This is a genomic window from Kitasatospora sp. NPDC090091 (assembly GCF_044747365.1).
Taxonomy (GTDB): Bacteria; Actinomycetota; Actinomycetes; order Streptomycetales; family Streptomycetaceae; genus Kitasatospora.
Genome location: NZ_JBIVDY010000011.1, coordinates 220,005 through 240,292, shown reverse-complemented (window position 1 = coordinate 240,292; position 20,288 = coordinate 220,005). Strand labels below are relative to the sequence as shown.

At 75.2% G+C, this 20,288-nt stretch carries 21 protein-coding genes; 8 read left to right on the top strand and 13 right to left on the bottom strand.

The genetic code is table 11. The features are described from left to right. Positions 1–172 precede the first annotated feature (172 nt). Positions 173–781 (top strand): universal stress protein, encoded by a 609-nt coding sequence (locus tag ACIPSC_RS20930; protein ID WP_400827411.1) that lies wholly within the window; start codon positions 173–175, stop codon positions 779–781. A gap of 49 nt (positions 782–830) precedes the next feature. Here the strand turns inward: ACIPSC_RS20930 and ACIPSC_RS20925 are convergent, their stop codons facing one another. After that, positions 831–1,217, bottom strand: a complete 387-nt coding sequence (locus ACIPSC_RS20925; RefSeq protein WP_400827410.1) for a winged helix-turn-helix transcriptional regulator — start codon at positions 1,215–1,217, stop codon at positions 831–833. Between the two features lie 97 nt (positions 1,218–1,314). Here ACIPSC_RS20925 and ACIPSC_RS20920 point away from each other — a divergent pair, with 97 nt between their 5' ends. Next, positions 1,315–1,722 (top strand): RidA family protein, encoded by a 408-nt coding sequence (locus ACIPSC_RS20920; protein ID WP_400827408.1) that lies wholly within the window; start codon positions 1,315–1,317, stop codon positions 1,720–1,722. A 21-nt stretch (positions 1,723–1,743) separates the two neighbouring features. On the opposite strand, the gene ACIPSC_RS20915 is transcribed toward ACIPSC_RS20920, so the two are convergent. From ACIPSC_RS20915 to ACIPSC_RS20900, 4 genes are all read right to left on the bottom strand, one after another. Continuing rightward, entirely contained in the window at positions 1,744–2,469 is a 726-nt protein-coding gene (locus ACIPSC_RS20915; protein ID WP_400827406.1) for an alpha/beta hydrolase, read from the bottom strand. Between the two features lie 223 nt (positions 2,470–2,692). Beyond that, complete coding sequence (locus ACIPSC_RS20910) at positions 2,693–3,025, bottom strand: hypothetical protein (RefSeq protein ID WP_400827405.1); 333 nt, start codon at positions 3,023–3,025, stop codon at positions 2,693–2,695. Position 3,026: 1 nt separating this feature from the next. Beyond that, the gene (locus ACIPSC_RS20905) at positions 3,027–3,842 is read right to left on the bottom strand and encodes a VOC family protein (RefSeq protein WP_400827404.1); all 816 of its coding nucleotides are present in this window, start codon (positions 3,840–3,842) and stop codon (positions 3,027–3,029) included. 155 nt (positions 3,843–3,997) lie between these two features. Further along, positions 3,998–4,639: an alpha-ketoglutarate-dependent dioxygenase AlkB gene (locus ACIPSC_RS20900; protein ID WP_400827402.1), complete on the bottom strand. Its 642-nt coding sequence runs from the start codon at positions 4,637–4,639 to the stop codon at positions 3,998–4,000. Positions 4,640–4,826: 187 nt separating this feature from the next. On the opposite strand from ACIPSC_RS20900, the gene ACIPSC_RS20895 reads away from it, so the two are divergent. The 5 genes from ACIPSC_RS20895 to ACIPSC_RS20875 all read left to right on the top strand — a co-directional run bounded on the left by ACIPSC_RS20895 (position 4,827) and on the right by ACIPSC_RS20875 (position 10,877). Then, positions 4,827–7,214, top strand: a complete 2,388-nt coding sequence (locus ACIPSC_RS20895) for an ATP-binding cassette domain-containing protein (protein WP_400827400.1) — start codon at positions 4,827–4,829, stop codon at positions 7,212–7,214. A gap of 662 nt (positions 7,215–7,876) precedes the next feature. After that, positions 7,877–8,260: a hypothetical protein gene (locus ACIPSC_RS20890; RefSeq protein WP_400827399.1), complete on the top strand. Its 384-nt coding sequence runs from the start codon at positions 7,877–7,879 to the stop codon at positions 8,258–8,260. Between the two features lie 223 nt (positions 8,261–8,483). Continuing rightward, positions 8,484–9,839: a hypothetical protein gene (locus tag ACIPSC_RS20885; protein ID WP_400827398.1), complete on the top strand. Its 1,356-nt coding sequence runs from the start codon at positions 8,484–8,486 to the stop codon at positions 9,837–9,839. Between the two features lie 82 nt (positions 9,840–9,921). Beyond that, a complete protein-coding gene (locus ACIPSC_RS20880) occupies positions 9,922–10,326 on the top strand; it encodes a roadblock/LC7 domain-containing protein (protein ID WP_400827397.1) in 405 nt (134 codons plus the stop codon). Positions 10,327–10,502: 176 nt separating this feature from the next. Next, positions 10,503–10,877, top strand: coding sequence for a hypothetical protein (locus tag ACIPSC_RS20875; protein WP_400827396.1), 375 nt, complete (start codon positions 10,503–10,505; stop codon positions 10,875–10,877). A gap of 91 nt (positions 10,878–10,968) precedes the next feature. Here the strand turns inward: ACIPSC_RS20875 and ACIPSC_RS20870 are convergent, their stop codons facing one another. The 8 genes from ACIPSC_RS20870 to ACIPSC_RS20835 form a co-directional block, all read right to left on the bottom strand. Then, positions 10,969–11,373 carry a DUF6188 family protein gene (locus tag ACIPSC_RS20870; RefSeq protein WP_400827395.1) on the bottom strand — a complete coding sequence of 135 codons (405 nt, stop codon included), beginning with the start codon at positions 11,371–11,373 and terminating at the stop codon, positions 10,969–10,971. Positions 11,374–11,444: 71 nt separating this feature from the next. After that, positions 11,445–12,542 (bottom strand): NUDIX domain-containing protein, encoded by a 1,098-nt coding sequence (locus tag ACIPSC_RS20865; RefSeq protein WP_400827394.1) that lies wholly within the window; start codon positions 12,540–12,542, stop codon positions 11,445–11,447. Positions 12,543–12,791: 249 nt separating this feature from the next. After that, on the bottom strand, positions 12,792–13,739 hold the full coding sequence (locus ACIPSC_RS20860) for an SGNH/GDSL hydrolase family protein (RefSeq protein ID WP_400827393.1): 948 nt from the start codon (positions 13,737–13,739) through the stop codon (positions 12,792–12,794). A gap of 262 nt (positions 13,740–14,001) precedes the next feature. Next, entirely contained in the window at positions 14,002–15,249 is a 1,248-nt protein-coding gene (locus ACIPSC_RS20855) for a glycosyltransferase (RefSeq protein WP_400827391.1), read from the bottom strand. After that, a complete protein-coding gene (locus tag ACIPSC_RS20850; RefSeq protein ID WP_400827389.1) occupies positions 15,246–16,556 on the bottom strand; it encodes a glycosyltransferase family 4 protein in 1,311 nt (436 codons plus the stop codon). Before ACIPSC_RS20850 ends, ACIPSC_RS20855 begins: the two co-directional genes overlap by 4 nt. Before the next feature lie 145 nt (positions 16,557–16,701). After that, positions 16,702–16,893, bottom strand: coding sequence for a DUF1508 domain-containing protein (locus tag ACIPSC_RS20845; protein WP_238864516.1), 192 nt, complete (start codon positions 16,891–16,893; stop codon positions 16,702–16,704). A 176-nt stretch (positions 16,894–17,069) separates the two neighbouring features. Continuing rightward, complete coding sequence (locus ACIPSC_RS20840; protein WP_400827388.1) at positions 17,070–18,437, bottom strand: MFS transporter; 1,368 nt, start codon at positions 18,435–18,437, stop codon at positions 17,070–17,072. 60 nt (positions 18,438–18,497) lie between these two features. Continuing rightward, a complete protein-coding gene (locus ACIPSC_RS20835; RefSeq protein WP_400827507.1) occupies positions 18,498–19,310 on the bottom strand; it encodes a class I adenylate-forming enzyme family protein in 813 nt (270 codons plus the stop codon). On the opposite strand from ACIPSC_RS20835, the gene ACIPSC_RS20830 reads away from it, so the two are divergent. Next, positions 19,309–20,259 (top strand): LysR family transcriptional regulator, encoded by a 951-nt coding sequence (locus tag ACIPSC_RS20830; protein WP_400827386.1) that lies wholly within the window; start codon positions 19,309–19,311, stop codon positions 20,257–20,259. The two genes, ACIPSC_RS20835 and ACIPSC_RS20830, sit on opposite strands and share 2 nt — an antisense overlap. The last annotated feature ends 29 nt before the right edge of the window (positions 20,260–20,288 follow it).

The following is a 20,288-nucleotide window of genomic DNA, read 5'->3' as shown; positions in this document are numbered from 1 at the left end:
GCCCCCACCGCCCGGGGGCCGGTCGGCGCGCTCCCGGCGCCGCGCGTCAGAACCGCGTACGGAAGCGGGCCCGGCCCGTCAGAGCCCCGTCAACGAACCGTCCCGCAGCGGGCCGCCCGGCTTTGCTGGAGCCGACAGCGCGTCGGGCGAGTCGGAAGGGACGGACAGGGCCATGGCGGACTTCGGAGCCACGGGGGCCGGCTTCCCCGCAGGGGAGCGAGCGGTCGGGCCGGCGGTCGGAGCGACCGGGGAGGACGACGGCGGGCAGAGCGGCCGCTCCCGGATCGTGGTCGGCGTCAGCGGCTCCCTCGGCAGCCTCGCCGCCCTGCACCGCGCCGTCGCCGAGGCCCGCCGCACCGACGCCGAGGTGCTCGCCGTCCACTGCTGGACCCCGCCCGGCGGCGAGATCGGCTACCGCCACTGCCCGTGCCCGCCGCTGCTGGGCGTCTGCCGTGAAGCGGCGGACGCCCGGCTGCGCCAGGCCCTCGACGAGGCCTTCGGCGGCGGCCACGCCGGCGTCCGGCTGCGCTGCCTGGTCGTCCGCGGCGAGAGCGGCCGGGCCCTGGTGCATTCCGCCGACCGCCCCGGCGACCTGCTCGTCCTCGGCGCCGGCCGCCGCGGAGCTCTCGCCCGCGTGCTGCGCCCCTCCGTCACCGCCTACTGCGTCCGGCACGCCACCTGCCCGGTCCTGACGGTGCCGAGGTCCGCCCTGCAGCGCGATCTCGAAGCCCTCGAACGCCGGCACTTCCCCCTGGCCCGCCCACTCGGCGCCGGGCGGTGACAGACCCGCCCGCGGGTCAGGCCGGGGTCGGACGGAGTCGAAGCCGGGGTCAGACGGAGTCGAAGCGGTGGCGGGCCGTCTCGATGGCGCCGAGGTAGCGGTGGGTCCAGTCGCACAGGCCGGCGACGGTCGTGCGCAGGGCCCGGCCCGACTCGGTGAGGGTGTACTCGACGCGCGGTGGGACGGTCGGGTACACCGTCCGCTCGACCAGGCCGTTGCGCTCCAGCAGCCGCAGGTTGTGCGTGAGCATCTTGTGGCTGATGCCCTCCACCGCGTTGCGCAGTTCGGTGAAGCGCAGCGTGCGGTCGCCCACCGCTTCGATGATCAGCAGGGCCCACTTGTTGGCGATGTCCGAGAAGATCTCCCGCGCCAGGGAGTCCGCCCGCGTGACATCCGCCCGGTCCTCGGCCGAGCCGCCGAGCTGTTTGGTCACCATGAGGTTCCTCAGTCACCGAAAAGTGCGTTCTTCCAGGTCAGCCGCCACTCTCCTACGGTTTCCCAGTAACCGCAAGAGAGCACGAGGAGGCATCGGCATGGCCATCACCCTGGTGAACCCCGAGGGGTTGCCCACCATCGACGTCTACCGCCAGGTGGCGATCGCATCCGGTTCGCGGACGGTCTTCGTCGCCGGGCAGGTCGCCTGGGACGCGGCGGGGGCCACGGTCGGCGCGGGCGACCTGGCGGCCCAGGTCGAGCAGTGCTACCTGAACGTCGGCACCGCCCTCGCCGCGGCCGGCGGGACCGTCGACGACCTGGCGAAGCTGACCGTCTACGTCGTCGACTGGACCCCCGACAAGATGCCGCTGCTCCTGGACGGGATCTCCCGCGCGGCCGCGAAGCTCGGCTCCACGCCGGTGCCGCCGGGCACGCTGGTGGGCGTGGCGGCCCTGGACCTGCCCGAGCACCTGGTCGAGATCGAGGCCATCGCCGTCCTGGACTGAGAGCCGGGCCCTTGGGACTCGCTAGGCCAGGCGGGCCGCGTCTGCGAGGACGCGGGCCGTGGCCAGGCCGGCCCGGACGGCGTGGTCGGCCTTGGCGGGTACGCAGCGGGCGACGGCCGGGTCGAACTCGGTGAGGATCACTCCGGCGTGGTCGGAGTCCGGCTCCAGGAGGTGGTGCGAGCCCCGCGCCGCCAGCGCGGTGCTCAGCTCGCGGCTCCGGTCCGCGGGCACGAGCTCGTCGCGGGTGCCGTGGACCAGCCGGACCGGGACGGGGGAGGGGTGGGCGGAGAGAAAGGCGAGCGGGGATTCGCCGGTGGTGACGGCGGGCCGCTCGTAGCTGGAGGCTATGCCGACGGCGGCCGTCGGGCGCAGCTCGGCGGGGGTGTCCGGGTGGGTGGCGAGGGCGACGGCCTCCCGGCCGCTCAGCGACCAGCCGGCCAGCACGAAACGGTCCGGATCGCCGGCGTGGGCGGCCGCGTGCCGGCGGGCGTACTCGAAGGAGGCGAGCAGGTGGGCCCGGCCGCCGTCCTTCTCGTCGGACCGCCAGTCGGGGACCAGTACCAGCAGGCCCAGCTCCGCCGCGGCGAGGGCCAGCGGGCGCATGACGTCCCGCTCGTCGGGGCCCCTCCCGTGCCAGAGCAGGACGACGGGGGACGGGCCCTCGCCGCCTGCGGGGCGGTGGACGTCCATCAGCTTGCCGGGGGCGTACTCGACGACCTCGGGCGGGGCGGGGTGCAGAGCGGTCACGTGCGGTTCTCCTCCGGTTCGGGCAAGGGTTCTGACCTGCTAGTGTTCTTCTCGTCGCGAGGGAGAAGATTCCTCGTCAGGCGTCAGTGGTGCTACCAGAGCACGTCCTACTTTCAGTAGGGAGAGTCCGTGCAACCCGGGCCTGGCGCTCCATCGTCGGACGGGGTCCGGTGCCTGTGAGGGTGCCGGGCCCCGTTCGCGTTCCCGCCTCCGGACCCGCCGCTCACCGGCGGACGAACGCGTAGGCCTCCCTGGCCAACTGCTCCCACGCCAGCGCGGACGCCGGGTCCAGTGCGAGCCACTCCTTCATCGGGCGGCCGCGCCCGGCGTCGTAGTGCTCGCCCTCGCCGGCCGCCACCAGTTCGTCCACCCGGGCCCGCGGCAGCTTCACCACCAGCCGGCCGGCCGAGAGCATCGCGAAGATGCGGTTGTCCGCCTTCAGCGCGTCCGAGCCGAAGCGCCGCCCGCCCGCGCCCGGACCGGTGACGCCCGCCAGGGGCTCCAACTCCTCGACCAGCTCGGCGAACCGCTCCACTGCCGGGTCCGGATCCGTCATCTCAGGCCGCCTCCGCCGTCTCGTCGAGGTCGTTCCCGGCCTCGCTGTCGCCTGCCGGGCCGGCGATCAGGGTGAATGCCGCACCGTCGTCGTCCCGCACCACCGCCACCCGCCCGAACGGGGTCGGCTCCGGGCCGTCCAGTACGGTACCGCCGAGCCGCAGCGCCCGCTCCACCGTTCGGTCGGTGTCGGCCGCAGCGAAGTAGACCGCCCAGTACGCCGCGGGGCCCGTCGGATCGACCCCCGGGTTGCCGCCGATCCCGCCGCCCGGCAGGCCGTCGACCCGGAACAGGGTGTAGTCGCCGGCCGGGCTGTCGTAGCCGTATCCGAAGACCTGACGGTAGAAGGCGCGGGCGGCGTCCGGGTCGGGCGACAGGTGCTCGTTCCAGGTGAACGTGTCCGGCTCGTTGACCAGGCCCGCGCCCGGGTTCAGCCGGCCCTGCCAGAGGCCGAACGGTGCGCCGAGCGGGTCCACGGCGAGGGCGGTGCGGCCAAGCTCGGCCACCTCCGCGGGCTCGCGGGCGATCCGGCCGCCGGCCTCCCGGACGGCCCGGGCCACCCCGTCGGCGTCGTGCACCGCGAGGCAGGTCGTCCAGACCGACGGCTCGGCGGCCGTCACGGTGCCGCTCCCGCCGCCGCCCGGCCCGGTGACTCCGGCGACCTGCGCCCCGCGCAGCGTCGCGACGCTGTAGCCGTCCAGCTCGACGAACTCCCAGCCGAACAGCCCGCCGTAGAAGCGCCGGGCCCGCTCGACGTCCCGTGCGGACAGCTCGACCCAGCACGGCACGCCCTCGTGGTACCTGCCCGCCTTCGGCATGCCGTCCTCCCGACCCCGGTGGACTCCCATGGACCCCCCGTGGACTTCCCCGGACAGCCTCCGCGACCCCGGGCGCCCCGGCAACCGGGGCGCCCGCCCTCTCCCCGTGGACGGGCCGGCCCTCCGGGCCGCACCGTGCCGGGCCGGCACACGGATCACGCCACACCGCGCGGCCGGAACTGGATGCTGATCCGCGGCCCCACCGGCCGGGCGGTCTTCGGCACGGCGTGCTCCCACGTGCGCTGGCACGAGCCGCCCATCACCAGCAGGTCCCCGTGCCCCACCCGGTGCCGGACGACCGGCCCGCCGCCGCCCCGGGGCCGCAGCAGCAGTGCCCGCGGCTCGCCGACCGAGACGATCGCCACCATGGTGTCCTCGCGTGCCCCGCGCCCGATCCGGTCGCCGTGCCAGGCCACGCTGTCCCGCCCGTCGCGGTAGTAGCAGAGCCCCAGCGTCCGGAACGGCTCGCCCAGCTCGGGCCCGTAGTGGGCGCTCAGTGCAGCGCGGGCCTCGCCGAGCACCGGGTGGGGCGGCTCGTCCCGCTCCCCGTACGACGCGAGCAGCCGCGGCACCTCCACCACCCGCTCGTACATCTCCCGCTGCTCGGCCCGCCACGGGACCTCGGCCGCCAGCTGTTCGAACAGCCGGTCCGCGCCCTTGACCCAGCCCTCCAGCACCTCCACCCAGGCGCCCGCGCCGAGCTCCGCCCGCCGCGCCCCGGCCAGAGACCCGAGCAGGATCCCGCTCTGCCCGGAGTCTTCGAACAGTGAGGGCTGGAGGGCGACGGTGTTGCGCATGGCTCCAGCGTACGCCTGATTCGAACATATGCTCGAACCAATTCCTGCGGGTGTCCGACCCCGGGGCTAGGCTTCGGCCATGCCGGGCCGCGGAGGCCGCGAACGGGGCCCGCCGACAGAACGGGCCCCGCGGACGGGCCCCGCCGACGAGGCTGCAAGGGTCGACGATGCGACAAGGGGAGAGACGATGAGCATGGCGGCCGCCGACAGCCACGATCTGATCCGCGTGCACGGTGCACGCGAGAACAACCTCAAGGACGTCAGCGTCGAGATCCCGAAGCGCCGGCTGACGGTGTTCACGGGTGTGTCCGGCTCCGGCAAGAGCTCGCTGGTGTTCAGCACGATCGCCGCGGAGTCGCAGCGGCTGATCAACGAGACCTACAGCGCCTTCGTCCAGGGCTTCATGCCGACCCTGGCCCGGCCGGACGTCGACGTGCTCGAAGGGCTGACCACGGCGATCATCGTCGACCAGCAGCGGATGGGCGGCGACCCGCGCTCCACGGTCGGCACCGCCACCGACGCCAACGCGATGCTGCGCATCCTCTTCAGCCGGCTCGGCCGGCCGCACATCGGCTCGTCCCGGGCGTTCTCCTTCAACATCCCCTCGGTGACCGGAGCGGGCGCGATCACGCTCGAACGCGGCGGGAAGACCGTGAAGGAGCGGCGCAGCTTCACCGTCACCGGCGGCATGTGCTCCACCTGCGAGGGCCGCGGCACGGTCTCCGACATCGACCTCACCCAGCTGTACGACGACGGCAAGTCGCTCAACGAGGGCGCGCTCACGATCCCCGGCTACACCATGGACGGCTGGTACGGCCGCATCTTCCGCGGCTGCGGCTTCTTCGACCCGGACAAGCCGATCCGCGAGTTCACCGAGCAGGAGCTGCACGACCTGCTCCACCGGGAGCCGACCAAGATCAAGGTCGACGGCATCAACCTGACCTACGAGGGCCTGATCCCGAAGATCCAGAAGTCCTTCCTCTCCAAGGACGTCGACTCGCTGCAGCCGCACATCCGCGCCTTCGTGGAGCGCGCGACGACCTTCGGCACCTGCCCCGACTGCGACGGCACCCGGCTCAACGCGGGCGCCCGGTCCTCGAAGATCGGGGGCATCAGCATCGCCGACGCCTGCGCGATGCAGATCAGCGACCTCGCCGCCTGGGTCCGCGGGCTGGAGGAGCCGTCGGTGGCGCCGCTGCTCGCCTCGCTGCGGCAGACCCTCGACTCCTTCGTCGAGATCGGCCTCGGCTACCTCGCGCTCGACCGGCCCTCGGGCACGCTGTCCGGCGGCGAGGCGCAGCGCGTCAAGATGATCCGCCACCTCGGCTCCTCGCTCACCGACACCACCTACGTCTTCGACGAGCCCACGATCGGGCTGCACCCGCACGACATCCAGCGGATGAACGAGCTGCTGCTGCGCCTGCGGGACAAGGGCAACACCGTGCTGGTCGTGGAGCACAAGCCGGAGATGATCGCGATCGCCGACCATGTCGTCGACCTCGGCCCCGGCGCCGGTTCGGCGGGCGGCACGGTCTGCTTCGAGGGCACCGTCGACGACCTGCGGGCCGGCGGCACCGTCACCGGCCGCCACCTCGACGACCGGGCGGCGCTCAAGGAGGCGGTTCGCAGGCCCACCGGCGCACTGGAGATCCGCGGCGCGTCGGCGAACAACCTGCGCGACGTGGACGTCGACATCCCGCTCGGGGTGCTGTGCGTCGTCACCGGCGTGGCCGGCTCCGGAAAGAGTTCGCTGGTGCACGGGTCGCTGGTGAACGGCTCGGCGGCCGGCGGGGCGGGCGGTGCGGGCGCGGGCGTGGTCGCGATCGACCAGGCGGCGATCCGCGGCTCGCGGCGGAGCAATCCGGCCACCTACAGCGGGCTGCTCGACCCGATCCGCAAGGCCTTCGCAAAGGCCAACGGCGTGAAGCCGGCGCTGTTCAGCGCCAACTCCGAGGGTGCCTGCCCCACCTGCAACGGCGCCGGCGTCGTCTACACCGACCTGGCGATGATGGCGGGCGTCGCCACCACCTGCGAGGAGTGCGAGGGGAAGCGGTTCGAGGCGTCGGTGCTGGAGTACCGGCTCGGCGGCCGCGACATCAGCGAGGTGCTCGCGATGTCGGTGGCCGAGGCGGAGGCCTTCTTCGGCGACGGCGAGGCGCGCACGCCGGCCGCGCACCGCGTCCTCGGACGGCTGGCCGACGTCGGTCTCGGCTACCTGACCCTCGGCCAGCCGCTCACCACGCTGTCCGGCGGCGAGCGGCAGCGGCTCAAGCTCGCGACCCACCTGGCCGAGAAGGGCGGTGTCTACGTCCTCGACGAGCCGACCACCGGCCTCCACCTCGCCGACGTCGAGCAGTTGCTGGGCCTGCTCGACCGGCTGGTCGACTCCGGCAAGTCGGTCGTCGTCATCGAGCACCACCAGGCGGTCATGGCGCACGCCGACTGGATCATCGACCTCGGGCCCGGGGCCGGCCACGACGGCGGCCGGGTCGTCTTCGAGGGCACTCCGGCGGAGCTGGTCGCCGCCCGCTCCACGCTGACCGGCCGGCACCTGGCGGAGTACGTCGGCGCCTGAGGGGCGGGGTGCGGCCGCCACCCGGGCGGCCCACCTCCCTGTCCGCTTCGTGCGATTTCTGAGCAGGCGTGATGTCCTGCTACTGTTCTTCTCGTCGAGAGGAAACGTTCTCTCGAACAGGCGTCAGTGGTGCTACCGGAGCACGTCCTACTTTCAGTAGGGAGAGTCCGTTCAACCCGGGCCTGGCGCTCCACCCGAGGGGCCGTTCCGCACTGGAACGGCCCCTCGTCGTTGTTGCCGTCGTGGTGCCGCTGTGTCGTCGTGGTGCGTTGCGCGTGTGCCCGCCTGTGCTTGTGCCGGGTGGGGGTGGGGCCGCTGCGGGGGGCCGAGTCGGTTCCGGGCGAAGCCGAAGGTCTGTCCTATCGCAGATTGTGGCTGAAACCGTTTGGCGTGGCCGAGTACCGGCCAAGGTCCCGCCCCAGGTGGCTCGATGGAGCGGATCCGCGCAGCGGCTGCAGCCAGGGCTTTTGTCCGTCACCCTGTGCTGATGTGTCGTCACAGGTTGGCCGGAAACCGGTGCTTCTGGTGTGAATATGCCATTGGAATGTTCGTCATACGGAATCCGGCAGTAGCCTTCCGTGTCGAACCCGCCACTGGTCGTGGTGGTCCGGCCGGCGCCGGCCGAGTGAAACCGGCTGCCCCAACCCTCCGAAGGAGCCCGAGTGCCGGGTATCGACGAATGCCTGTCCGGGGCGATGGCGATCGCCGGCGCCCGTGCAGCCAGTCTCATCGACTGGAGCAGCGGACTCGCCCTCGGCAGCCTCGGCGTCAGCCCCGCGGGAGACCACGAGACCTCGGCGGCGGAGGCAACCGACTTGGTGCGGGCGGCCGTTGAGGGCCAGACCTTCACCGCTGCGGAGGACGTACGGGCACCGCTGCAGGACATCATCGTCACTGCGGGCCGCAGTTACCACCTGATCTGCTTCATTGACACCGTCTTCGACAGCCCGCTCGTCCTGCACCTCTGGCTGGACCGGATCGACGGCAATCTCGCCGCCGCCCGCTACCGCCTCCAGACCCTCGCCGAGGAACTGGTGCTCGGATGACGAACGAGTCAGCGAACGTGCCGGGCAGGGGGCGTGGTCGGGCCGTCATGTTTCGGCCAAGCGCCCGTGGCTGCGGCCACGTCGGCCGGGCCGGCGGCGGGGCCGTGCGTCTCGGGCGACCCCTCCGGCTGCTCCGGTTCCTCCAGGACTTCCGGGCCGCCGGTGCCCTCCGGTCTTCCTCCCTCCGGGGCTCGCGTCCCGCCCGGCTGCCCCGGTGGTCGGCGTGACGACCGTGACCGCCGCCGACGCGCTCGCGGCCGTCGGCTGGCTGGCCGACCAGCGCGCGACCGGCGTACTGCGCGGACCGGCGGGCGCCGTCTACCTCACCGACGGCCTGGTGGTGCATGCCGAGTCCGACCTCGCCCCGGACCTGGACGTGCTGCTCACCCGGAGCGGCCGGATCGATCCGGAGACGTGGCGCGAGGTGGTCGGCGCGTTCGGCCCGTACGGCCTGGTGGCCGGCGCTCTGGTGGACCAACGGCGCCTCACACGCGGGGAGTTGGAGGTCGGCCACCTCGGAGTCCTGTTCGACGCCGCCTACTGCGTCCTGACGGCGGGCCGTGCCGCGTCCCGCGCGGAGGAGGCGGGCCCGCGGACCGGGAGACCGGACGGCGGCGCCCCCGGGGGCGGCGGGTTCGGTCGGGGCGGGTTCAGAGGTGGAGGGTTCGAGGGCGGGCAGCCCGTGGCCGGGGCCGACGGCGGCGAGCCCGGCACCGAGGACTGGCTGTTCGAACCGGGCGTCCGGCACTGGCTCGGTCCGGTCTCGGCGGTGAGCGCCCAGCGGCTCTGCCGGGAGGTGGAGCGCCGGCGCCGCCTGCTGGACCGGATCTGGCCCTGGCCGCAGCTCGACGCCGCGCCGGTGTGCCCGACCGGGGTACGGGGAGCGGTGGCCGCTCCGGGTGGCCGGGCCGGCCGTCAGCGCCCGCCCACACGGCGCCAGTGCGAGCTGCTCGAAAAGGCCGACGGCCGAAGAACCCCGGCGGAGCTGGCCCGACTGCTCGGTCGCTCGGCCTTCGCCACCACGGCCGACATCCGGCGGCTGGCGGCCGCCGGACTGGTCGTCACCCCGGGGCGCGACGCCGCTCGGCGCGCGCCGCGGCACGCCGCCCGTCCGGACGCGGAGCCGGCTGTCGGCACCGCCGAGGTGCAGGCGGCGCGGGTGCCGGCCAGTGAGCTGCGGGCCATGGGTGCCCGCGACGCGGACGTCCGGGCGCCCGCCGGACAGCCCGCGACCGGGCAGGCCGCGACTGCCGGCCGGGCAGCCGGGCAGGGCCAGGTCGTGGCAGCCGGGCAGGTCGTGGGTGGCGGTCCGGCCGTCACCGGCCCAGCTGTCGGCGGTCCGGCCGTCGCCGGCCCAGCTGTCGGCGGTCCGGCCGTCGCCGGCCGAACCGCGGGCGGCCTGCACCGCCGGGTGCCCGGGGCCGCGCTGGCCGGGCTGCTCCCGCCGGCCGCCCGCTCCGCCCGGCCGCCCACCCCGATCCACCCACCGACCCCGGCAGCGGCCCACCCGTTGACCGTCACCGACCCGGACATCGCGCTGCTGACCCGGGTCCGAACCCTTCTGGAGGCCCGACTTTGAACCTCTCTCCGCCCGCGACCCCGCCCTCTCGGCCATGAGGCGGGCGCTCAAGCAGCGTGTCGGAAGGAGACAACTGATCGCCTTGGAGACCGAGCTGCTGGCCGAACTCCGCGCCCTCAAGCACCGGGTGCCGCACCTCGCGGGCGGCCTGGTGGGGAGCGTGGACGGCATGCTGGTCGCACACGACACCCACGGGACCGAGCCCACCGGGGTGGCGGCGATGACCGCCGCCTCCCTCAGCCTGGCCCAGCGCCTCGCCGACGCCACCGGGCAGGGCGACTTCCGGGAGTCGCTGGTCCGCGGCGAGTACGGCTACGTGGCCACGTACGGCGCGGGCGGCAGCTGCGTGCTCACGCTGCTGGCGCACCCGGACGTGAACGTCGGCCGGTTGCACCTGGAGGCCCGTCGCTCCGCCCAGCGGATCGCCGCGCTGCTCAACGACCCCCTCACCTCCAAGGAGACCCGGGAACCGCGCGAGGTGAGCTGACCTCTCCGCCCGGCGCCTCCCCGCCCGCCAGGGACCTGGCGATCCGACCCCCCGACCGCCGACCCACCCGATCACCCGACCATCCGACCTTCCGACCATCCGACCTTCCTTTCGACCACCACCCACCTTTCGACCAACCTCGAAACCACCCCCTCGAACGAACTGGAGAAACCGACATGACGGACGCAGCCGGCGCACTCAAGCAGGCAATGAGCTCGATCGAAGGCGCCATCGGCGCCGCCCTGGTCGACTACAACAGCGGGATGGCGCTCGCCACCCTCGACGGCGCGGGCGGGTTTGACCTCAACGTCGCCGCCGCCGGGAACACCGACGTGGTCCGGGCCAAGATGCGCACGATGGACATGCTGGGCCTGGGGGACGGGATCGAGGACATCCTCATCACGCTCAGCAGCCAGTACCACCTGATCCGCCCGCTCACCGGCCGCAGCGGCAAGGGCCTGTTCCTCTACCTCGCACTGGACAAGGCCCGGGCCAACCTCGCCATGGCACGCCACCAGCTGACGAGGATCGAGAACGATCTGGAGGTCTGACGGCTGGTGGTCCGACCCCCGGGGAGGCCAGACCCCCGGAGGCCTCCCCGGTGTGGGGCCGGACCGCGCGTCACCCGGCGCGCGGTCCGGCTCACCCCTCGGTTCGGCGTTCCGTCGTGGGGCCGGCCGACCAGACCACCTCGCCACCGGCGAGCCCGTCGCAGACGGCGCCCTCGGGCGTGAGCACGCTCCAGGGCGCGACCACCGCGTGCGGCGGCACCGAGAGCGTGACACCGCCGTCGAACGCCACCTCCAGCCCGCCGGCCATGGTCACCCGGGCGCCGGCGACGGCCCGGCCCACCAGACCCCGCAGCGGACCGGTGGGGCGGAAGGTCAGCCCCGGGTAGTAGTGCTCCACCTCGGACGGCGCGTCGACCCGGAACTCGTGCGCCACCCGCACGGTCACCGGCCCGTCCAGCGTGAGGTCGAGCCGGCCGCCGCCGCTGACCGCCGCCACCCGCCGTCCGGTCAGCACCTCTGCGATCCCGTTCTGCATGCGCCCAGTGTCGCCCAGGAACACCGTTCGGAGCAGTGGACCAGACGAGCACCACGGGACCGCCCCGCGGGTCAGGACACCCGAGGGCGCTCCGGTCGGTCGGCCGGACGGCCCCCGACCAGCTCGGCCGGCCCGCCCGGGCGGTGGCGGGCGGCGAGCGCGGCCGCCGTCCGGGCCCAGGACGACGCCGAGAGCAGGCGCTGTGCCTCCTCCGGGTCGCAGAGCCGCAGTTCCACCAGCTCGTCCTCGGCCAGGACGGCCGATGCCAGCTGCTCCTCCGTCACCGCGCCGCCGTCGAAGACGTAGACCAGGACGGCCGTCTCCCGCCGGCTCGCCGGGTCCGCGGCCCGGCCGGGCAGCCAGTCCAGCGCCAGCAGCCGGCCCGGTTCGCACTCCCACCCCAGCTCCTCGCGGACCTCGCGGCGGGCCGCTGCCCGGGGCAGCTCCCGGTCCGCCTCGATGCCGCCGCCGGGCAGCACCCAGTACGGCTCCTCGCCGCCCGGGCCGTCCCACGGCCGGAGCCGGACCAGCAGCACCCGCCCGTCCTCGGCCGTGAAGAGCGTCCGGGCCTTGGCCCGGATCCGTGGCCGGGTGGCAATGTACGTGGCGCGGTCCAGCGGGGGATCGGCGGCCTCGGGAGTCGGCCGGTCGGCGCCGCCGGTGAGCGCCACGCCCGTCAACCGGGTGTAGGCGACGGGCGGTTCGGCCGCCAGGTGGTCGAGGGTGTGCCCGGCCGGGAGGCTGTCCTCCAGCTCCAGCGGACCGGCCGAACGCGGCGCCCGCAGGCAGGCGCCGACCCGCCGGGAGAGCCGTGGCGGCAGCGCGTGGCCCGCCTGCTCCGGCGTCAGCCACGCCCAGCCGCCGACCTCCGCCGAGTCCGGAGTGAACGCGGCCGCCTGCTCGGGCGTGAGCGGCTCGGCCCAGTAGAGGTGTGCGGCGATCGGCGGCCGGGAGTCGTCCAGCGTCCAGTCGATGCAGGCCAGCGGCCCGAGCCGGGGCGTGAACCCGAGCTCCTCGGCGATCTCCCGGACGGCCGTCCGGCGCGGCGACAGGTCCCCGGGCTCCCAGCCCCCGCCCGGGATCGCCACCGGGTGCTTCCGGTCGTACGGCAGCCGGACCACCAGCACCCGGCCCTGCCCGTCCGGGAAGAGTACCCCGGCGGCGGCCATCAACTCACGCCCCGCACGCCCGTCCTGTGCACCCGCAGGCGATGACGTCACCACTGCGACCACTCCCTCCGCCGGGCCGGGAACGCCCCGCCCGCTGTTTACCACGACATCCGGTCGACCGCCGCGGTTCCCGGACGGCCCGGCCGGCGGCGGGTCTATGACCACACGTCAGGAGCCTAAGCCTCCGTCAGGCCGCTGCCCGCCGGCGCACGAGTCGCACCACGCCGGCACGCCCGGCTCCCGCACGGGTCAGAGGCCGGGCACCGCCTGGCCGGGGAGGTCGGGGATACCGGGGAGGCGGGCCGGGGCGACCGGTTCGGTCGTGCCACCCGGGCCGAGCGAGGCGAGGGCTGCGTCGGCCGCGCGGGCCATCTGCTCGTCGTACCGGGCCGTCGCGCCGCGGAGACGGGCGGCGGTCTCACCCGCGGCCAGCGCGAGCAGCCCCGGCAGCAGATCGGTACTGCGATCGACGACCCAACTGGTGCCGCGGGTGGCCATCCACCACAGGTCGGCCGCCGTGCCGGGCGGCGGCTCGGCGGGCTGGGTGGCGGGCGCGTCGCCCAGCGGACGGCCGGTCTCGGCGATCAGCGCGTGGAAGCCGCGGGCGATCAAGTGGTGCCCCTCGGTACTGGGGTGGAGCCGGTCGACGCTCAGCAGGTGCCGCTTGGCCACCCACGGCAGCTCGGCGACGTGCAGGTGGACGGCCCGGTGGCGGACGGAGAGGGCGTGCACCACGGTGTTCACCGCGCGCATCCGCCGGGCCAGCGGACGTGCGAGTGGTCGGGGCAGCCGCAGCAGCGCGCCCGGATCGGGCAGGCACGCGGTGAGCAGCAGGGCGCCGCTGCCGGACAGTTCGCCGAGCACCGCGTCCAACTCCCTTGCGGTGCGGCCGATGTCGAACCCGGCCCGCAGTGTGTCGTTGCCGCCGACCAGCACGGCCGCCATACCCGGCCGCAGCGCCAGGGCGGCCGGCAGCTGCTCGGTCCGCAGGTCGCCGCTGAGCGCCCCGCTCCGGGCGAGGTTGGTGAACTCGACGCCCGCCTCCGGCGGTGCCAACGCGCCCGCGAGCAGCGCCGCCCAGCCCCGCCACCCGCCGGCCACCGGGTCGCCGACCCCCTCCGTGAGCGAGTCGCCGAGCGCCACGAACCGCACCGGCTCCACCACCCGACCGTCCCCGACCACGACCGCCGTCTCCACCGCGAACCTCCCACACCTCACTGCGGGCGCAGGAAGTCGGCCTGTCCGACTTCCTGCGCCACATGTCTCGTTGCCGTGTCTGTCGTTGCAGCACTTCGGCTGCTGCTCTGCTGCTCTGCTGCGCGCCCGCGTACCCGGCCGGGTGGCCGGGCACGGGGGCGCGGTGCGGGGCCGGCACCGGAAGTCGGCCGGTTCGACTTCTCGTGCGGTGCCCGGTTCGGACGTGCCCGGTACCGGTGCGCGCCCGCTCCTGCTGCTTCCGCTACCGCTGGGCCTGTTCCTGCTGGACGCCGTCCGCTGCGCGGCGCTGTCGCGCGACGGGCGCCGGTTCGGCGCCCTTCGGCTCCGCGCTCTCCTGCGCAGGGCCCCCGGGGGGTGCGCCGTGGGCGGTGAGGAACGCGGCGACCGCGGCCGGCCAGCCGTACTGCTCGGCCTGGGCGCGGGCCGCGGCGCGGCGGGCCCCCTCCGGGCGGTCGAGCAGTTCGCGGACGGCGTCGGCGAACCCCGCACCGGTGTCGTCCGCGGCCACGCCCGCCGGCCCGACCAGCCCGGGGAGGGCCGACGAGCGGCTGACCGCCACCGGCGTGCCGCAGGCGAGCGCCTCCATGGCGGCGAGGCCGAAGGTCTCCACCGGCCCGGGGGCGAGCACCACGTCCGCGCAGCCCAGCAGCCGGGCCAGCGCGTCCCGGCCGGCGACGTGACCGAGCAGGTGCACGGGCAGCGCGAGCCGCGCGGCGCGGGCGGCGAGCCGCGACCGGAGCGGTCCGGTGCCGGCCACCACCAGAACGGCCGGGAGCCCGCCGGCCCGCAGCTCGGCGAGGGCGTCGACGGCCCGTTCGGGGTGCTTCTCGGTGGAGAGCCGCGAGCAGAGCACCAGCAGCACCTGGTCCGGATCGGCGTACCGGGCCCGCTCGTCCGCGCGCTCGGGGGCGGTCGGCGGGCGCAGTGCGGCTAGGTCCACGCCCAGTGGGGCCCGCGCCAGGTTCCGTACGCCCAGCCGGCGGAACTCGGCGGCGGCCCAGTCGGTCGTGCAGATCACGGTGTCGTACGCCCGCGCGGTGCGGGTGTTGAGCCGGTCGCCGGCTGCGCCGGCGAGCGGGGCGGGCAGGCCCCAGGTGCGGAGCAGTCCGGCGGCGCTCTCGTGCGAGACCATCGCCGAGCGGAGGCCGTGCCGGCGGGCCCAGTCGCCGGTCCAGCGCAGGGTGGTGCGGTCGGAGACCTCCAGCCGGTCGGGCGCGAGCCGGGTCAGTTCGTGTGCGACGGCCCGCCGGTCGGTGAGCAGCCGGTAGCCGCCGCTGCCGGGCAGGACCGGCCCGGGGAGGGTGACGACCAGGCCCTGCTCGGTCTCCTGCTCCGTCCGCCGTTCGCCGGGGACGAGGAGGACGGGCGTGTGGCCGGCGGCCCGGTAGCCCGCGCCGAGGTGCCGCAGGGCGGTGCGCAGTCCGCCCGACACCGGGGTGACGAAGTTCGCCACCCGGACGATCCGCAGGGAGTCTCCTCGGCCGGTCATGCCGGCAGGCCCTCGGCCACCGCGGGGGCGTCGGGGGTGGGGGAGCCCACGGTGGGCGCGGCCTGGCCGGCCCCGGGGACGGTTGCGCCGGGGGCGACCGCACTCGGCACGGCTGCCCCGGGCACGACCGCCCCCGCCACGGCTGCGCCCGGCACGGCCGTGCCGCGGTGCTCCGCCAGCACCTCTGCGTAGTGCCGCAGCAGCATGTCCCCGACCGCCTCCCAGGTGCGGGCGGTCACCTCCGCCCGTCCGGCGCGGCCGTAGGCGGCCCGCAGCTCGGGGTCGGCGGCCAGGGTCTCCACCGCCCGGGCGACCGCCGCGCCGTCCCGGGGCGGTACGAGCAGGCCGGTCCGGTGGTGGGCGACCAGGTCGAGCGGGCCGCCGGCGGCCGGCCCGATCACCGGGACACCGCTGGCCATCGCCTCCTGGATGGTCTGACAGAAGGTCTCCAGCGGGCCGGTGTGCACGAAGACGTCCAGGGTGGCGAAGCAGCGCGCCAGCTCGTCGCCGGTGCGGCGGCCGAGGAAGACGGCGCCGGGCATCGCGGCCTTGAGGCCGGGCGCGGACGGGCCGTCGCCGATCACCACCACCCGTACGCCGGGCAGCGCCGAGGCCGCGGCCAGCAGGTCGACGCGCTTCTCGGGCGCGAGCCGCCCGACGTACCCGACCAGCACCTCCCCGCCGGGGGCGAGCGCCCGGTGGAGCGCCTCGTCGCGGTGGCGCGGGTGGAACCGCACGGAGTCGACCCCGCGCGGCCAGAGCTGGACCCGCGGGACGCCGTGCGCGGTGAGGTCCTGCGCGGCCGGGGTGGAGGGAGCGAGCGTCCGGGCCGCGGCGCCGTGGATGGCGCGGATGCGGTGCCAGGCGGCGGCCTCGCCGAGCCCGCGCCCGGCGCGGTACGCGTGCGCGTACCCGGCGAGGTCGGTCTGGTAGACGGCGACGGCCGGGACGCCCAGGCGGGCGGCGACCTGCATGCCGCGCGCGCCGAGCACGAACGGGCTGGCCAGGTGGACCACGTCGGGCCGGTGCCCGGCGATCGCGGCGGTGAGCTGCCGGCTCGGCAGGGCGATCCGGACCTGCGGGTAGCCGGGCAGCGGGACGGAGGGGATGCGGACCACCGGCAGTTCGGCCGTGGTGGACCCGGCCCCGAAGGTGTGCGGCGGGCAGTCGGCACCGCGCGCGGGTGCCGGAGTGACGACGAGGGGCTGATGGCCCCGGCGGACCAGGTGTTCGGCCGTCCGCAGCACGCTGTGGGCGACTCCGTTGACCTCGGGCGGAAAGGATTCGGTGACGATGACGACGCGCATGTCAGTGTTCTGTCCGCGTCCGGCGTGCACCCGGCCAAAGGGATCTGTCGTACAAACGAACGGGGGTCGGCGAATTCCCTCGCTTCGCCGACCCCGCGCCACGCGCGCCCGCACCCGCACCCGGCGGGGCTGCGCGCGGGTCCGGTCAGGCCGTACCCGCGGCCGCCTCCTTGAGCTCCGCGTAGGGCGCGAGCTTCCGGATCGACTCGATGCTCTTGATGCAGTCGTCCCGGCTCTCCTGCGGGTCGCCCGTCACGACGACGGAGCCGTTGCTCGCCTTCAGCCGGAACCGGTGCATGCCGCTCTCGTCGGTGTACAGCTCGAACTTGCCTGCCATGGCAGTAGACACCTCTCGGTCGAGTAGCCCCCTCGCAACGCAACCTAGGGCCAAGTCCCCTCCGCTGCACGCCAGATGATCCATCCGGGGCAACACGGGCCCGGTCGGGGCCGGATCCGCGGGTGGGTCGGGGAACCTCTACCGGGCTCCCCGGCCGCCGGGGCCTGAGCGGCGGGTCAGGTCCGGGCCGTGGCCGGGAGGGGGTCCGTCGCACCGCCGGCGACTTCGACCGTCGCCGTCCCCTCGGCCGGCCGCATGGCGGCCAGACGGCGGAGGCAGGAGCGGCGCTGGAGGAGGGAGAGGCCGGCGACCGCGGTGCCGAGGGTGAGCCAGCCGGCCGGACCGGCGGTCATCACGGCGCCGGTGAGGAGCAGCGGGCCGGCGGACTTCTGGATGGACTGGGACATGCCGGCGACGCCCAGGTAGGAGGCGCGGGAGCGGTCGGGGGCGAGGGAGACGGCCAGCTCCCAGGAGCTGACCGAGCGCATCAGCTCGGCGGCGGTCACCACCGTCGCCGCCGCCAGCAGGGCGGCCGAGGCGGACCAGGCTCCGCCGCCGGTGCCGAGGGCCACGAGGGCGCAGCCGATGAACATCGCCAGGCCGGCGAGCCCCACCGCGCCGGCCGCCCGGTGGGGGCCCTCGGCCTTTGCGGAGAGCCGCAGTTGGAGGAGGACCACCAGCACCGTGTTGAGCACCAGGAAGGCCGGCACCAGGGCGTGCGGGGCGGTGGTGTGCTCGACCAGCCAGAGCGGCAGGCCGACGCCGAGGACGGAGTCGTCGAGGTTCGTCGGGATGTCGAGGAGGACGAAGCGCAGGTAGCCGCGGTCGCGCCAGGGGCGCGGCGCCGGCCCGGCGGGTGCGGGGGCGGTTTCGGAGGCGGGTGCGGGGGCGGCCACCGGGCCGGTCGGCGTCGGGGCGCCCGCTGCGACCCGGCCGGGGGCGGATCGCGGCTCCCGGGTGCGCCAGACCAGCGCGGCGGTCACCGCGAAGGAGAGCGCGTTGGCCAGCACCAGCACCTGGTAGGCGCCGACCGTCCCGACGGCCAGGCCGAGCGCCGCGACCCCGGCGCCCAGGGCGTACCCGGCGTTGGCCGCGCTGCGGGTGAGCGCCTGGTAGGTGGACCGCCGCTCGCCGGCCGCCCGGGTGGCGAACAGCATCTCCAGCGTCTTGGCGCCCCGTTCGGCCAGGCAGGTGACTGCCATCACGGGCAGCAGCGCGGCGAAGCCGTCGCAGGCAAGGAGCAGGCCCATCGTGCCCAGGCGCAGCAGGTGGCAGCCGATCAGCAGCCGCCGGACCGGGAACCGCTCGGCCAGCTGTCCGGCCAGCGGGGAGCCGGCGATTCCGGCCACCGCGGCGATGCCGAGCAGCAGGCCGACCTGCCGCGCGTCGAGCCGGGTCACGAAGGTGAAGTAGAGCACCGAGGAGGCAGCCCACGTCCCGGTGCCGGCCCGGTCCAGGAACTGGGCGAGGAGCATGATCCGCCCGTCCCGTCCGCCCGGCGGCCGGCGCAACTGCGCCAGCAGTCCGTCCCCGCGGTTGCCCATGGTCCGACCCTCCCCGTTCCGTTCGTCCGGGGAGCAGCCTGCCGGACATGAATCTCGACGTCAAGATACTTGATGTCGACATACCCCGCCGGCGGCGGTCGGGGCGACCGGGGACGTCGGCGCATTCGGCCCGGTCGGTCCGAGCGTGGCACGGAGCAGCTTGCGGTCGGGCTTGCCGGCCTCGGTGAGCGGGAGGCGGTCCAGGAGGTGGACGGCGGCCGGCGCGTACATCGCGCCCAGCCGCTCGGTGGCGAGCGCCCGGACCAGCGCGCCGTCGGGGCGGCCGCCGGCCGCGGGCACGACCGCGACGTGCAACTCCTCCGTCCCGTCCGCTCCCTGGACACCGAAGGCGGCGCACCCGGCGACGGCCGGGTGGGCGAGCAGCGCCTCCTCGACATCCGCCGGGTACACGTGGCCGCCGACCACGACCACCATGTCCTTCAGTCGGTCGACCGGGTGGAGGTAGCCCGCCGCGTCGAGGTGGCCGACGTCGCCGGTGCGGACCCAACCCTGTTGCAGCACCTCGGCGGTGAGGTCCGGACGGCGCCAGTAGCCCGCCATCGTCATAGCGGTGCGGACGAAGATCTCCCCGTTCTCGCCCGGGGGCAGTACGGCTCCGGAGGGGCTCCGGATCTCGATCGTCACCCCGGGCGCCGGGCGTCCGGCGGTGATCCGGCCGCCTGGCCCGGTGACGGCGTGCTCCGCCGGTCCGGCCTCGGTGATCGACCCGGCCTCGGTCTGCCCGTACCACCCGTGCAACACGGGCCCGAACAGCTCGGCGGCCCGGCGCAGCCGCTCGGCGGAGGCGGCGGTGCCGCCGTAGAACAGCGCCGACGTCGCGGACGCGCGGGGACCGAGGGGGGACTGGCGGATGGACCTGCCGGCACTGCGGTGCTTCCAGGTGGTGGCCCGGTACGAGCACGTCAGCCGGGCGGCCGAGGAACTGCGGGTGGCCCAGCCCTCGGTGAGCCGGACGATCTCCCGGCTGGAGGCGGAGCTCGGGGTCCGGCTCTTCGACCGCCGGGGCCGCCGGATCCACCTCAACGAACACGGCGCGGCCTTCCTGCGCCGCGTCGATCGCGCCCTTCGCGAACTCGACGACGGAGCGCGCGAGTTGGCCGACGCCGCCGAACGCAACCGCCGGGTGACGCTGGCCGCCGAGACGCTGCTGACCGTCACCGGCCTGCTGGTCCGCTTCCGGGCCGCCCACCCGGGCATCGAGGTGCGGCTGCGCCAGTCGTCCGCCGACGCCATGGCGCGTCGGCTCCGCACCCGGGAGGTGGACCTCTGCGTCGCGTCCCAGCCGCTCGTCGGGCCCGGCCTCGTCTCGGAGCTGCTGCTGCGGGAGGAGGTGCTGCTGGCCGTTCCGGACGGACACCGGCTGGCCGGCCGCGAGGCGGTCCCGCTCTCCGCGCTGGAGGGCGAACCGCTGGTCACCCCGGGCCGGGGGCACTGGCAGCGGGTCCTCGCGGACCGGCTCTTCGCCCGGGCCGGCGTCGAGCCGGTGGTCGTCTGCGAGGGGGACGAGCCCGGCGCCGTCGTCAGCCTGGTCGCCGCGGGTCTCGGGGTGGCCCTGCTCCCGGCGATGGCCCGTACCTCGGAGGTGCGCGGGCCGCTCTCCTGGGTGCGGATCGCCGAGCCCGGCTGCCACCGCGAGCTGCGCCTGGTCCGCGACGGCGGCGCTCCGCACTCGACCGCCGCCCGCCTGTTCGCCGCGTTCGCACTCGACCACTTCCGCACGGTGGGCGCGGCGGCGGCGACGGCCGAGAGCGCAGCCGGGGCCGACGCCGCGGCCGGGGCCGCCGCCGACGCGACCGCCTGATCAGGGAGCAGCCGGCCTCCCGGCGCCTC